16 protein-coding genes are annotated in these 13,162 nt (G+C 68.3%); 9 read left to right on the forward strand and 7 right to left on the reverse strand.

Annotated features, from left to right (window positions below; all coding sequences use genetic code 11):
* Window positions 1–87 precede the first annotated feature (87 nt).
* The 3 genes from ACZ5CM_RS06640 to ACZ5CM_RS06650 form a co-directional block, all read right to left on the reverse strand.
* Window positions 88–1,002, reverse strand: coding sequence for a pseudouridine-5'-phosphate glycosidase (locus ACZ5CM_RS06640; protein ID WP_464642022.1), 915 nt, complete (start codon window positions 1,000–1,002; stop codon window positions 88–90).
* The gene (locus ACZ5CM_RS06645) at window positions 999–1,898 is read right to left on the reverse strand and encodes a PfkB family carbohydrate kinase (protein WP_464642023.1); all 900 of its coding nucleotides are present in this window, start codon (window positions 1,896–1,898) and stop codon (window positions 999–1,001) included. Before ACZ5CM_RS06645 ends, ACZ5CM_RS06640 begins: the two co-directional genes overlap by 4 nt.
* 133 nt (window positions 1,899–2,031) lie before the next feature.
* Entirely contained in the window at window positions 2,032–2,628 is a 597-nt protein-coding gene (locus tag ACZ5CM_RS06650; protein ID WP_464642025.1) for a histidine phosphotransferase family protein, read from the reverse strand.
* 63 nt (window positions 2,629–2,691) lie between these two features.
* Here ACZ5CM_RS06650 and ACZ5CM_RS06655 point away from each other — a divergent pair, with 63 nt between their 5' ends.
* The 5 genes from ACZ5CM_RS06655 to tsf all read left to right on the forward strand — a co-directional run bounded on the left by ACZ5CM_RS06655 (window position 2,692) and on the right by tsf (window position 6,704).
* On the forward strand, window positions 2,692–2,895 hold the full coding sequence (locus tag ACZ5CM_RS06655; protein ID WP_464642027.1) for a DUF3553 domain-containing protein: 204 nt from the start codon (window positions 2,692–2,694) through the stop codon (window positions 2,893–2,895).
* A gap of 120 nt (window positions 2,896–3,015) precedes the next feature.
* Window positions 3,016–3,780 carry an L-ornithine N(alpha)-acyltransferase gene (gene olsB / locus ACZ5CM_RS06660; RefSeq protein ID WP_464642029.1) on the forward strand — a complete coding sequence of 255 codons (765 nt, stop codon included), beginning with the start codon at window positions 3,016–3,018 and terminating at the stop codon, window positions 3,778–3,780.
* The gene (gene olsA / locus ACZ5CM_RS06665; RefSeq protein WP_464642031.1) at window positions 3,777–4,634 is read left to right on the forward strand and encodes a lyso-ornithine lipid O-acyltransferase; all 858 of its coding nucleotides are present in this window, start codon (window positions 3,777–3,779) and stop codon (window positions 4,632–4,634) included. Before olsB ends, olsA begins: the two co-directional genes overlap by 4 nt.
* Window positions 4,635–4,958: 324 nt before the next feature.
* Entirely contained in the window at window positions 4,959–5,753 is a 795-nt protein-coding gene (gene rpsB / locus ACZ5CM_RS06670) for a 30S ribosomal protein S2 (RefSeq protein WP_464642033.1), read from the forward strand.
* Window positions 5,754–5,828: 75 nt separating this feature from the next.
* Window positions 5,829–6,704 carry a translation elongation factor Ts gene (gene tsf, locus ACZ5CM_RS06675; protein WP_464642035.1) on the forward strand — a complete coding sequence of 292 codons (876 nt, stop codon included), beginning with the start codon at window positions 5,829–5,831 and terminating at the stop codon, window positions 6,702–6,704.
* A gap of 396 nt (window positions 6,705–7,100) precedes the next feature.
* Here the strand turns inward: tsf and ACZ5CM_RS06680 are convergent, their stop codons facing one another.
* From ACZ5CM_RS06680 to ACZ5CM_RS06695, 4 genes are all read right to left on the reverse strand, one after another.
* Window positions 7,101–7,856, reverse strand: coding sequence for a helix-turn-helix transcriptional regulator (locus ACZ5CM_RS06680; RefSeq protein ID WP_464642036.1), 756 nt, complete (start codon window positions 7,854–7,856; stop codon window positions 7,101–7,103).
* The gene (aroQ, locus tag ACZ5CM_RS06685) at window positions 7,853–8,302 is read right to left on the reverse strand and encodes a type II 3-dehydroquinate dehydratase (RefSeq protein WP_464642037.1); all 450 of its coding nucleotides are present in this window, start codon (window positions 8,300–8,302) and stop codon (window positions 7,853–7,855) included. Before aroQ ends, ACZ5CM_RS06680 begins: the two co-directional genes overlap by 4 nt.
* 144 nt (window positions 8,303–8,446) lie before the next feature.
* Window positions 8,447–8,923, reverse strand: a complete 477-nt coding sequence (locus ACZ5CM_RS06690; RefSeq protein ID WP_464642039.1) for a MaoC family dehydratase — start codon at window positions 8,921–8,923, stop codon at window positions 8,447–8,449.
* An 81-nt stretch (window positions 8,924–9,004) separates the two neighbouring features.
* Window positions 9,005–9,598, reverse strand: a complete 594-nt coding sequence (locus ACZ5CM_RS06695) for a PAS domain-containing protein (protein WP_464642041.1) — start codon at window positions 9,596–9,598, stop codon at window positions 9,005–9,007.
* 320 nt (window positions 9,599–9,918) lie between these two features.
* Here ACZ5CM_RS06695 and ACZ5CM_RS06700 point away from each other — a divergent pair, with 320 nt between their 5' ends.
* The 4 genes from ACZ5CM_RS06700 to ACZ5CM_RS06715 are packed head-to-tail and all read left to right on the forward strand — an operon-like array spanning window position 9,919 to window position 13,130.
* Entirely contained in the window at window positions 9,919–10,809 is an 891-nt protein-coding gene (locus ACZ5CM_RS06700; protein ID WP_464642043.1) for a YicC/YloC family endoribonuclease, read from the forward strand.
* Window positions 10,810–10,832: 23 nt separating this feature from the next.
* The gene (gene gmk, locus ACZ5CM_RS06705; protein ID WP_464642525.1) at window positions 10,833–11,474 is read left to right on the forward strand and encodes a guanylate kinase; all 642 of its coding nucleotides are present in this window, start codon (window positions 10,833–10,835) and stop codon (window positions 11,472–11,474) included.
* Window positions 11,471–11,995 (forward strand): gamma carbonic anhydrase family protein, encoded by a 525-nt coding sequence (locus ACZ5CM_RS06710; protein ID WP_464642045.1) that lies wholly within the window; start codon window positions 11,471–11,473, stop codon window positions 11,993–11,995. Before gmk ends, ACZ5CM_RS06710 begins: the two co-directional genes overlap by 4 nt.
* 43 nt (window positions 11,996–12,038) lie before the next feature.
* Window positions 12,039–13,130, forward strand: coding sequence for an ATP-binding protein (locus ACZ5CM_RS06715; RefSeq protein WP_464642047.1), 1,092 nt, complete (start codon window positions 12,039–12,041; stop codon window positions 13,128–13,130).
* The last annotated feature ends 32 nt before the right edge of the window (window positions 13,131–13,162 follow it).

A 13,162-nucleotide genomic window follows, 5' to 3' on the forward strand; every position in this document is an offset into this window, starting at 1 on the left:
GGCTCCTCGCGTCGTTTTGCGTCTGGCAACCTAAGCTCTTTGCCCGATTGCGACAATGGGGGAATGGCGCGTGCGACGTTGACGCGCTCAGGCGGTTATTCCGGTCAGGGCCGTGGCGATCTGTGCCGCCAGGCGGGCATTGTTGCGCACCAGCGCGATATTGGCCTCCAGCGACCGCCCCCTCGTGCGTTCGAATATCTCCTGCAGGAGGAAGGGAGTCACCGCCTTGCCGGAGATACCCCGCCGGTCGGCCTTGGCCTGGGCGGCGGCGATGATCGGGGCGAGTTTCCCGGCCGGGATCTCGTCGGCGGCCGGGATCGGATTGGCCACCAGCTGGCCGCCGGGCAGCCCCATCGCGCGGCGCAGCGCATGAGCGCGGGCGATGGTTTCGGGTTCGTCCATCCGCAGCGGCGCGCGCAGCCCCGAATCCGCCGACCAGAAGGCGGGGAAGGCGTCCTGCCCGCAGGTGATGACCGGCACGCCCAGCGTCTCCAGCACCTCCAGCGTTTTCGGCAGGTCCAGGATCGCCTTGGCGCCCGCCGCAACCACCGTCACCGGCGTATGCGCCAGTTCGTGCAGATCGGCCGAGATGTCGAAGCTGGTTTCGGCACCCCGGTGCACGCCGCCGATGCCGCCGGTGGCGAAGACCTCGATCCCGGCGAGCCGGGCGGCGATCATCGTCGCGGCCACCGTGGTCGCACCGGTGCCGCCGGTGGCCAGGCAGGCGGCCAGATCGGCGCGGCTGAGCTTGGCCACCTCCGCGGCCCGGCCCAGCGCCTGCAGTTGCGCCGGTTCCAGCCCCACGTGCAGCCGCCCCTCGATCACCGCCATGGTGGCGGGCACGGCACCTGCGTCGCGGATGTCCTGTTCGACGCGGGCGGCGACCTCGACATTGCGGGGCCAGGGCATCCCGTGGGTGATGATGGTGCTTTCCAGCGCCACCAGCGGCGCGCCGCGGGTGCGGGCCGCGCGGGCCTCGGCCGAGAAGGTCAGATCGATCATGGCGGGGGTTCTCCCGAGACATGCGCCGCGGCGGCCTGCAGCGCACGCGACAGGGCGGTTTCCGGGTCGGCGCCGGCCAGTTCGGCGGCGATATGGGCGGCCATGAAGGTGTCTCCTGCGCCGGTGACGCGGGTCGCCCGGACCCTGGGCGGGGCCAGGGTCAGCACGTGGTCCGCCGAGGCCCACGCGGCCGGGTGGGGACCGTCGGTGACCATAACTCGCCGTGCGCCGCGCTCCAGCAGGCCCTGCGCGGCCTCCTGCGCGTGGGCAAATTCGCGCTCGGCCAGGATCCCGGCCTCTTCGCGGTTGAGGTAAAGCGTTGCGCGGGCGTGGGTCAGAAAGGGGCGCAGCCTTTCGGCCTTGCCGGGAGAGGCCGGCGCCACGCGCAGGTCGGTGGCGGCGAAGGCGGGGCTGCGGGCGATGTCCTCCAGCAGCGCCCCGGTCAGGTTCCCGTCCAGCGCGACGATCCCTTCGAAAGGTGCGTCGGCCCGGCCCAGCGGCCCGTGGATCAGGGGGTGCAGGACATGATTGCCGGCGGCCTCCAGCGAATGGGCATCGGCAATCGCCGCGATCAGCCCGTTCGCCCCCTCGATCGCCATGTATCGGTCGGTGGGCAGGTCGCCGGAGCGATGGATGTGGTCGGTCACCATGCCCAGCCGGGTACAGATGGAGATCAGCTCATCCCCCTCGGCGTCGCGCCCGACGGCGGACAGCAGCACGGGCCTCAGCCCGAACCGCACCAGCGTCATGGCGATGTTCAGGGCCACGCCGCCGGGCCGCCGGGTGATGCGGCCCGGCACGTCCGCCCCCTGCCGCATGTGCCCGGTCGTGTGGCCGATCACGTCCCACAGGACGCTTCCGATGCACAGGACGGATGGGGATTCGGCGGCATTCATGGCTGCTCTTGTGCCGTCTGCCCGGCGCCGGCGCAAGGGCGCGCGTCCGGTCGGGTGTGCCGGGCGATGCGCGAACGGGGCCTGCGGAGATGGGGGCCGCTACCCGCGCTGCCGCCGGGCCGGAACTTGCCGGTCAGAATTCGATCGCGATGCCCTCTTCCTCCGGCGTGACCCGGATGCGCCGGCCCAGCCGCGCCGCCGCCTGCGGAAGCAGCGCGAACTGCACCTGCGCAGGCGTCAGCCCCGGCTGCGGACGGTCATCGGACAGCCGCCCCCAAAGGTCGGGATCCATCGTCAACCTTGGGCCCCGGCCGGTCAGTTTCCACTGCGTCCCTTGCATCTCGACCCGGATCTGCCCGCCGCGGGGCAGGGCGGTTTCCAGGCATTGCAGCGCCAGAAAGGCAAGCTGAACCTCGGCCCTCGACGCATCGCCCGCAACCGCCCAGTCCACCTGCACGCGCCCGGATCGGCCCTTCGCGGCGAGGATGGCGGTCACCTCCGAGCGGCCGACCGGCTGGTCGCCGGCGGCGCCGAAGGCGATGCGCATGAACCGGATGCGGGCGTCGGCGTCGCTGACCGAGCCGGCGATGAGGTCGAGTTCCTCCCCCCGCGCCGTGCCGGCAAGCTCCAGAAGCTCCAGCCCGTTGGCCACCGCCCCCACCGGGCTGATGAGATCGTGGCAGATGCGCGAGCCCACCAGCGCCGCAAGGTTGACCTCGGTTCCGTTCATGCCTACCTCCCTTCCAGGCCCGATCGGGCCGCAACCGCCCGCACGCACGCAAGGACGCGCCCCATGACGGATCTCAACTCCATTCTCGCACCCGGCATGTTCGTGCGCCATCCGGGGTTTCCCGAATGGGGAACCGGGCAGGTGCAGTCGAATATCGGCGGAAAGGTGACCGTCAATTTTCCCGAACAGGGCAAGGTCGTCATCGATGGATCCCGTATCGAACTGCTGCACGTCCTTGATCCGGAAAACAGGTTGATGAAAGGTTAACAGGGGAAAGTTTGCAAGGGCGTTTCCGGCGCGGAAATGCGCCGGCGCGGTTGCGCCAAGTGGGCGCTCTGCGCTATCAGCCCGCGAGACCCTCCGCCGCGCCCTCTGGACATGGAGCCGATGTCAGCAACCGGGCCCGCCTTTTCAGTCAGGATCGCCGAGTCCGAGGCCGATCTGCGTGCCGCGCAGGCGCTGCGTTATCAGGTTTTCGTGCGCGAGCTGGGCGCCCGGGGCGATCTGGTGGATCACGAGGCGGGGCTGGAGCGCGACCGCTTCGACCCGTTCTTCGATCACATGATTCTTACCGACGAGGATGCCGGCCGGGTAGCGGGGGTGTATCGGCTGCTGCGCGACGACATGGCCGCACGGGCCGGGCAGTTCTATTCCGAGGACGAATACGACCTGGGTGTGCTGCGCCGAAGCGGCCGGCGGCTGCTGGAGCTGGGCCGCTCGTGCCTGCATCCCGACTATCGCGGCGGCACGGCGATGTTCCACCTCTGGCAGGGGCTGGCCGCCTATGTGGAGCGGCATGAAATCGAGATCCTCTTCGGCGTGGCCAGCTTTCACGGCACCGATCCGGCGGCGCTGGCGCAACCGCTGTCGATGCTGCATCACAACCACCTGGCCCCGCCCGAGCTGCGGGTGTGCGCGCAGAAGCGGCATTTCCAGCGCATGGACCTGGTGGCGCCCGATGCGCTGGATCGGCGTCGGGCGATGCTGGAAACCCCGGCGCTGATCAAGGCCTATCTGCGGCTGGGCGGCTTCGTGGGCGAGGGCGCCTTCATCGATCACGGCTTCAACACCACCGATGTCTGCCTTGTCCTCGACACCACGAAGATGAACGAGCGGCAACGGCGCATCTATACCGGCGCGCGGGGGGCATGAGCGACTGGGACCCGACCCTTGCCCCCGACCCGGTGCGCATCGACGCGCCGGGCTGGGTGCGGGCGCTGCTGCGCGGGACGGCGCTGTCGGTGCTGGTGTTTGGCGGCCTCGGCCTGCTGCTGGTGCTGCGGCTGGTCGAGCGCCCCCGGTTCGGCCTGCACCGCCCGTGGACGCCGCGGATCACCCGCTTTGTCTGTCGCAACGCGCTGCGCATTCTGGGCATGGGGTTTTCCACCTCGGGCGCGCCGATGCGCGAGCGGGGCGCGCTGGTGGCCAATCATGTCTCATGGCTCGACATCTTCGCGCTGAATGCCTGCATGGAGATCTATTTCGTCTCCAAGGCCGAGGTGGCCAGCTGGCCCGGCATCGGCTGGCTGGCGCGGGCCACGGGCACGGTGTTCATCGAGCGCGACCCGCGCCGCGCGCGCGAACAGACCCTGCTGCTGGAGGAAAGGCTGAAGGCCGGGCACAAGCTGCTGTTCTTCCCCGAGGGGACCTCGACCGACGGGTTGCGGGTGCTCCGGTTCAAGACGACCCTGTTCCAGTCCTTCTTTTCCGATCACCTGCGCGACTTCATGCAGGTTCAGCCGGTGGCGGTGATCTATCACCCGCCGGCCGGTGAGCCGCCGCGGTTCTACGGCTGGTGGGGCGACATGGCGTTCGGCCCGCATCTGCTCAAGGTGCTGGCGGCGCCGCGCCAGGGCCGGGTGGAGCTGATCTTCCTTCCCCCCGTGCGGGTGCGCGACTTTGCCGGGCGCAAGGCTCTGGCAGCCCATTGCGAGAGGGCGATTCGTGCGGCCCATGCGGCGCGGCGGGGCGATGCCGGTGCCGGGGAGGCGCCGGGCGGGAGGTGAGCCCCGTGCCGGTGCGGCGGCGGTCCGGCGCCGGTATGCGGGCGGGGGCGCTGCCCCCGTCGCGGCAAGCCGCGACTCCCCCGGAGTATTTTCAGCAAGAGGAAGGAGGGGGTGCGGGAAGTGGCGGGTTCTGGTACGGGCAGGGGGCACGGCAGGGACTTGCGCCGGGGGCGGTGGTGCTCTATATGCGCGCCATTCAATCCCGCAGGCGGGGTTTGGGCCCGTTCGGGGGAGACATCCCCGACGGACCGCCGGTTGAGCCGGGGCGCGCGCGCGTCACGGATTGAACCCCCGCCGAGGCGAAAACCGGAAAGGAAACGCAACATGGCTCTTCCCGAGTTCACCATGCGTCAGCTGCTGGAAGCTGGCGTTCACTTCGGCCACCAGACCCAGCGCTGGAACCCGCGCATGGCGCCCTACATCTACGGCGCGCGCAACGGCATTCACATTATCGACCTGACCAAGACCGTGCCGATGCTGGATCAGGCGCTGCAGGTGGTGCGCGACACCGTGGCCAAGGGCGGCCGCGTCCTGTTCGTGGGCACCAAGCGTCAGGCCGCCGGGCCGATCGCCGAAGCGGCCGAGAAATCGGCCCAGTACTACATGAACCATCGTTGGCTGGGCGGCACGCTGACCAACTGGAAGACCGTCTCGCAGTCGATCAAGCGCCTGGGCGAGATCGACGAGGCCCTGCAGGGCGGCGCCGAGGGGCTGACCAAGAAGGAACGCCTGGGGCTGGAGCGCGAACAGGCCAAGCTGCAGGCCAGCCTGGGCGGCATCCGCGAAATGGGCGGACTGCCGGACCTGCTGTTCGTCATCGACGTGAAGAAAGAGGCCCTTGCCGTGGCCGAGGCCAACAAGCTGGGCATTCCGATCGTGGCGGTGGTGGATACCAACTGTTCTCCGGATGGGATCGACTACGTGATCCCGGGCAATGACGATGCCTCGCGGGCGATTGCGCTTTACTGCGATCTTGCCTCGCGCGCGGCGCTGGACGGCATGTCGGCGCAGCTGGGCGCGGCCGGCGTCGATCTGGGCGCGCTGGAAGAGGCCCCGGTCGAGGAAGCGGTTGCCGAGGCCCCGGCCGAAGCGGTGGGTGATGCCCCGGCCGAAGGCTGATCGGAGCTTTTCGAAACGACATGCGGGATGGGGAGAGCCTCGTCCCGCTTCATCCCGGATGTGAGGATTTCTGACATGGCTATCACTGCTGCAATGGTGAAGGACCTGCGCGACAAGACCGGCGCAGGCATGATGGACGCCAAGAAGGCGCTGACCGAAACGGGCGGCGACATGGAGGCCGCGATCGACTGGCTGCGGACCAAGGGTCTGGCCAAGGCCGCCAAGAAGTCGGGCCGCACCGCCGCCGAAGGGCTGGTCGGCGTTGTTGTCGAGGGCGGCAAGGGGGTGGCCGTCGAGGTCAACTCGGAAACCGACTTCGTGGCCAAGAACACCGAGTTCCAGGAGATGGTCGCCGGAATCGCGAAGGCGGCGCTCGGCGTGGATGACGTGGAGGCGCTCAAGGCCGCGCCGCTGGACGGCAAGACCGTGGCCGAGGTGCTGACCGACAAGATCGCCAAGATCGGCGAGAACATGACCCTGCGCCGGATGCAGAAGATCGAGGGCGACAACGTGGTCTTCTACGTCCACAACGCCGCCGCGCCGGGTATGGGCAAGATCGGTGTGCTGGTGGCGCTCAAGGGCGGCGACGAGGCGCTGGGCAAGCAGATCGCCATGCATGTGGCCGCCGCCAACCCTGCGGCGCTGGACGAGGGCGACCTCGACCCGGCGGTGGTCGAGAAGGAGCGTCAGGTCCAGATGGACATCGCCCGCGAAAGCGGCAAGCCCGAAGCGGTGATCGAGAAGATGATTACCGGCCGGATGAAGAAGTTCATGGCCGAGGTGACGCTGGTCAACCAGCAGTTCGTGGTCAATCCCGACCTGACCGTGGGCGAGGCGGCGAAACAGGCCGGCGCCGAGATCCAGGGCTTCGTCCGGCTGGAGGTCGGCGAGGGCATCGAGAAGAAGAGCGACGATTTCGCCGCCGAAGTGGCCAAGATGGCCGGCAGCTGACGACGGAGGCAGATCGGTTCTGATATTTGCCAGGCGGGGTCGCGGCTGACGCGGCCCCGCCTTTCGTTTCAGGCACGCCATGGCGGTGTCAGGCCCGAAAACGGAAATGCCGCCGAACGAAAAAACGGAGCCGCACCAGGTGCGGCTCCGCATTCCGTTTCAAGGACCCCGTTCGATGGGGATGGCGGGGGCCCTTCAAACTGTTCCCGACCCGAACGCGGAGGAATGCACGCCCGAGCCGGACGGGTCAGAGAGCCTTGCAATCACAAGGGTCATTTCCCGCTGTTCCAGGCTAAAGCCACCACTCACGGAACGGTTTCAATTTGCGACAGTTTCGGTGCCGGGAAAAGTCATGAAATCCTTACCTTGCGGAAGCTGACGCGGGTCGGCGTCAGTTCAGGAATCGAGCACGTAGACCTGGTTCTGCAGGGCAGCCTTGAGCACCGCCTGCGCGGTGGTTTCCACCGCGAGCGCCTCGCGCGCAAGGCGCAGATGCTTTTCCACCGTGGCAACCGTCAGGCCCATGATGGTGGCGATGTCCTGGGTGGTCTTGCCGTAGCCCACCCATTCCAGCACCTCGCGCTGGCGCCGGGTCAGGCTGCGCCGGGTGGCCGGTTGCGGCAGCGTGAGGATCTTCAGGTGCGCGACATTGTTGATGAGCAGGATCTCGTCGCCATGTTCGTCCCAGATCGCGTCCACGTCGTCCTGGGTCAGGCCCTTGCGCCCGCACAGCGAAATCGCCCCCTTGGTCCGGTTGTTGGCGGTGGGAAAGCTGATCGTGTAGCCGGCGATCACGCCCATGCTCTGGTTGAAGTCGTGGACGCGGCGCTCTCCGGGGGTCATTTTCCCGGCCGCCAGACGATCGAGATTCATGCGCCAGCTCGCAGCTCCGACATTGTTCTGCGCCCAGTGCAGCATCGGGGCGTCGAAATAGCGGCCTCCGTTGAGAAAGCCGTCCACGTATTCCTTGGCGTGGTTGGAGAGGATCAGGAAGTCGTCCATCGGCCCGAGGGAGTTCTCCGTGCGGAAGATCGTGTAGCCATAGATCAGGCGGTCGAATCCATAGCCCGCCATCTGCTTGACATGCGCATCCCACAGCTCTTCGAGCGTCTTCGCAGTGGTCAGGAAGTGAAGATATTCCAGGGTCGTCATTCGGCCTGTCCGCTCTCCAGATGTGCCTTGAGGGCGTCCAGCGCTAGGATATAGCCTTGCGCGCCGAATCCGCAGATCTGCCCCAGCGCGACCGGGGCGATGAACGACTTGTGGCGGAAGGTTTCGCGCGCGTGAATGTTGGACAGGTGCACTTCCACCACCGGCAACGCGACCGACGAAATCGCATCCATCAGGGCGATGGAGCTGTGGGTATAGGCTCCGGCATTGAGCACCACGCCGTGATGGAGGCCCCGCGCCCCGTGAAGCAGGTCGATCAATGCGCCTTCGTGATTGGATTGTTCACAGGTCACGTCCAATCCGATGGCCCGGCCATGGATTCGGCAGGACTCTTCGATCATGGCCAGCGTCGTCGCGCCGTAAACCTCTGGCTGACGCGTGCCCAGAAGATTGAGATTGGGTCCGTTGAGGACCAGAACGCTGAACATGAATCTTATATCCCCATACCGGGCCGTATTAGCCTTCATGGGGTGACGCTGTCCAGAGTCAGCAGGGCCTTGCCGCGCAAATGCATCAGGCTTCCGGCGGGCGCGTGCGGTTTTCGCCACAGGAAAACCCGCCCGGGGGACGTTTCAGGCGTTTTCGGCAAAGACGATCAGCCCCAGCCAGTCCGCCGCCAGCGCCGGCGTCTCCTGCCCCTCGATTTCGACGATCAACCTGACCGTGCGCAAAAGCTGCGTGTCCGATCGTTTCCGAATCGACAACAAAGTGAAGCGCCCCCTGATCCGGGCCCCTGCCGGGACGGGGGCGAGAAAGCGCAGCTTGTCGAAGCCGTAATTGATTCCCATCCTCTTTCCGGGAGGCTCGGGCAGGCAGTCATGGGCAAAGCGGCTGGCCAGCGACAGCGTCAGGAACCCGTGTGCGATGGTGCCTCCGAAGGGCGTCTCGCGCCGGGCCCGGTCGGGATCGACGTGAATCCACTGGTCGTCGTGCGTGACTTCGGCAAAGGCGTCGATCATCGCCTGATCGACCGTGATCCAGCGGCTGACGCCGATCTCGGTCCCGATCTTCGTTTCCAGTTCCGAAAATGCGTCGTCGATCGCGCCCATGGTATCCTCTCCTGGCGGCTTCCGGCGGCGAGTGTGTCGTGGCCGGTCCCGCCTGGCAAGCCCGCCGTGGCGTCGCGGCGATCACTTGACCACGCGCAGCCGCGGGGCGCCGCGGAACGTGGCGGGGGATTCGGCCAGCCCGGGAACCGGGCGCTGCTCGGCCGGGGCGGCGGGGGGCGGCGGCACGGCCGCGATCGGCCGCAGGTCGTGGGCGACGATGTCGAGTTGCACCGGCGGCCGGCCTGGTCCGTCCGCGAGCAGAACCCCCAGCGCCCGGTTCACCTGCCCGTCATCCCCGCGCAGTGGCAGGAGGATGGCGCGCGCCTCGACCCCTTTCGCGGCCAGCGAAAGTTCCACGATGGCGGGGGTGTCGAACATCCCCTTCAGCAGGTGGCCCAGAACCGGGCGGGCCGGCGCGGTGACCAGGGCGCCTGCCGGCAGGCCGCGCAGTTCGGTTCCGGCAAGGGCATTCAGATCCCGCCCGGCCAGCCGGAACCGGGCCAGGGCAGGGGCGATCCGCTCCAGGACGAAACAGTGGTGCAGGATGTTTTCGATCCCGCGCGGGTCGATCCGCGCGCGCAGGGGAACCGCGTCGCCGTCGCGCCGTGCCGCCCAGTAGGCCTCGGCCTGTTTCAGTGGCGACAGGGTGCGTCCGCTGCGAAAGCGATCCATCATCACGACCTTTCCGCCCGTTGCCGGATTTCCTTTCCCGAAACTCATCCAGTCCACCCGCGAATCGCCCCTGCATTCCGGTGCCGTCCCGGCGCCACGCGCCGGAACCGTGGGCCGGGAGCCAGTCTGCCACGGATCGGGCTACTGTTGGAGCAATTCCTTAACCATTGGTTAACGCCCAACGGATCGTTAACCGGAAGGGGGGGGCGGTGCCCGCCGGTCGGGAGGGCAAAGGGGTGTCGGGATGCGCTCCGGGGTTGCCCTGTGGCCCGTGATGGCATTAGCTGCGCGACACCGACGGGCGATATTGGAAAGCGGCGCGCATGATCAGATCTATGACGGGGTTTGCCTCGGCCAAGGGGGCGCTTGGGGCCCATGGCTGGAGCTGGGAGTTGCGCAGCGTCAACGGCAAGGGGCTGGATCTGCGGCTGCGGGTGCCGGACTGGCTCGAGGGGCTGGAGGCGGCCCTGCGCGCAGAGCTTGCCCGGTCGGTGGCGCGCGGCAACGTCACGCTGACCCTGCGCCTGACCCGCGCCGACGAGGCTGCCGGGCTCAGCCTCAACCCGGGGGCGCTGGCTTCGGTGCTGGACGCGCTGGCGGCGGTCGAGGCGCAGGCGATGGCCCGCGGCATCGCGCTGGCGCCGTCGCGGGCCAGCGACATCCTGTCGGTTCGCGGCGTGCTCGAGGCCGGCGCGGGCGATGACGATACCGCGCCGCTGATTGCGCAGCTGAAGGCCGAGTTCCCGGCGCTGGTGCGGGCCTTCGTGACCATGCGCGAAGAGGAGGGCGCGGCGCTGGCGCGGATTCTCGGCGATCAGCTGGCCATGGTCGAGTCGCTGGTCGCGCAGGCGGCGGAACTGGCCGAGGCGCGCCGGGGCCTGATGGCCGAAACGCTGCGCACCAATCTGGCGCGGGTGATGGAGAATGCCGATGGCGCCGATCCCGACCGGGTGGCGCAGGAGCTGGCGCTGATCGCGGTGAAGTCCGACGTGACCGAAGAGCTCGACCGCCTGCGCGCCCATGTGGCCGCGGCGCGTGCGCTTCTGGACAAGGGCGGGCCGGTGGGGCGCAAGCTGGATTTCCTGATGCAGGAATTCAACCGCGAGGCCAACACGCTGTGCTCCAAGTCGCAGAATTCCGAACTGACGGCGGTGGGGCTGGACCTGAAGGCGGTGATCGACCAGATGCGCGAGCAGGTCCAGAACATCGAATGACACTGGCAACGGGGGACAAGACGATGCCGGATCGGCGCGGGCTGCTCATCATCCTTTCCTCACCTTCGGGGGCGGGAAAATCGACCCTGTCGCGCCGGTTGATGGCGTGGGATCCCACCATCGCCTTTTCGGTCAGCGCCACCACCCGCAAGCCGCGCCCCGGAGAGGTGGACGGCAGGGACTATCATTTCCTCTCGGAAGAGGAATTCAAGCGTGCGGTGGCGGCGGGCGAGATGCTGGAGCATGCCCATGTGTTCGGCCATTTCTACGGCTCGCCCCGGGCGGCGGTGCAGGAGGCCATCGAGGCCGGCAAGGACGTGCTCTTCGACATCGACTGGCAGGGGGCGCAGCAGATCCGCAACTCGTCGCTGGGGCTGCATACGCTGTCGATCTTCCTGCTGCCGCCCTCTATCGCCGAGCTGCGCCGCCGGCTGGAGAGTCGCGGCCAGGACAGCCCCGAGGTGATCGCACGGCGGATGCAGAAAAGCTGGGACGAGATCAGCCACTGGGACGGGTACGACTTCGTGCTGATCAACGACGATCTCGACCTGACCGAGCGGCGCCTGATCACCATTGTCGAGGCCACCCGCCTGCGCCGCATCCAGCAGCCCGGCCTGACCGAGCATGTGCGCCGGCTGCACCGGGAATTCGAGGAGATGACATGACCATATATGCGCTTGACGGCCATGTGCCGCAGATCCACCCCGACGCGTGGGTCGCCCCCGATGCCAACCTGATCGGCAGGGTGGTGGTGGAAGAGGGGGCCAGCGTCTGGTTCGGCACCACCATCCGCGCCGATCACGAGGAAATCCGCATCGGCGAGGGCAGCAACGTGCAGGAAAACTGCGTGATGCATGTGGATCCGGGCTTTCCGGTGGTGGTGGGGAAAGGGTGCACCATCGGCCACAAGGCGATCCTGCATGGCTGCACGCTGGCCGACAACGTGCTGGTGGGCATCGGGGCGGTGGTGCTGAACGGGGCGCGCATCGGCCGCAACTGCCTGATCGGCGCCGGCGCGCTGGTGACCGAGGGCAAGGTGATCCCCGACAACGCGCTGGTCATGGGGATGCCGGGCAAAGTGGTGCGCGAGATCGACGACGCCAATGCCGCCCGTATCGCCCGCGGCGCCGTGCACTACCGCGAACATGCCCGCATGTTCCGCGACCGGCTGGTAGAGGTCGAATGACGCCGAGGATGCGCCCGCTCGGCTGTCGCCCGGGGGTTAGGTCGTGCCGGGGCGGCTGATTGCCGACATGCTCGAGGCGGTGCCGATGCCGGCGCTGCTGGTGGACCGGGCCGAGCGCGTCCTCGCCGCCAATGCCGCCGCCGAGCGGCTGCTGGGCGAGGGGCTGGCCGGGCGGCATGTCTCGCTGTTCCTGCGCCAGCCGCCGGTGATCGCGGCGATCGAGGCCAGCCTGCGCGACGGCCGCCCCCGCACAGCCCGTCACCATGCCGATTCGCCGGCCGGAGAAACCGTCTATGAGGTGACCTGCCGTCCCGTCCGCGACATCCCCCCGGCCGACGGCGGGGACAGCGAAGGGGCACTGCGCGACGGGCTGCTTCTGTGCCTGCGCGACGTGAGCGACATGCGTCAGGCCACCGAGATGCGCCGCGATTTCGTCGCCAATGTCAGCCACGAGCTGCGCACGCCGCTGACGGCGCTCATGGGCTTCATCGAAACCCTGCGCGGCCCGGCCCGCGACGACCCGGCGGCGCGCGAGCGCTTCCTGGCGATCATGGAGGCCGAGGCCGCGCGCATGAACCGGCTGGTATCGGACCTGTTGTCGCTCAACCGCGTGGAAAGCGAAGAACGCGTGCGCCCGCAGGCGCGGGTGGAGCTGCGCGGCATTCTCGACTCCACCCTGCGCACGCTGGCGCCGGTGGCCGAAGGTGCCGGTGTCGTGCTGTCGCTGGAGACCCCCGACGGTTCCGATGATGCGGTCGAGGTTCCGGGGGACGCGGATCAGTTGCGGCAGGTCTTTGTCAACCTCGTCGAGAATGCGATCAAGTATGGCGGCTCGGGCGGCCGGGTGACGGTGACGCTGACCCGCGTCGATCACGACCCGGCGCTGCGCGGCCCGGCGGTGAGGGTGGCGGTCGCGGATCGGGGGCCGGGGATCGAATCGCACCACCTGCCGCGCCTGACCGAACGGTTCTACCGCGCCGATGCGCATCGTTCGCGCGCCCTGGGTGGAACCGGGCTGGGGCTGGCCATCGTCAAGCACATCATCAACCGCCACCGCGGGCGGCTGAAGATCGACAGCCGCCCTGGCGAGGGCGCGACCTTTACCGTGAGTCTTCCCGCGAACCGGCCCGGATGAGAGCGCGCGCCGCACAGGCGCGGCACCGGCGG

This window comes from Piezobacter thermophilus (genome assembly GCF_055386745.1).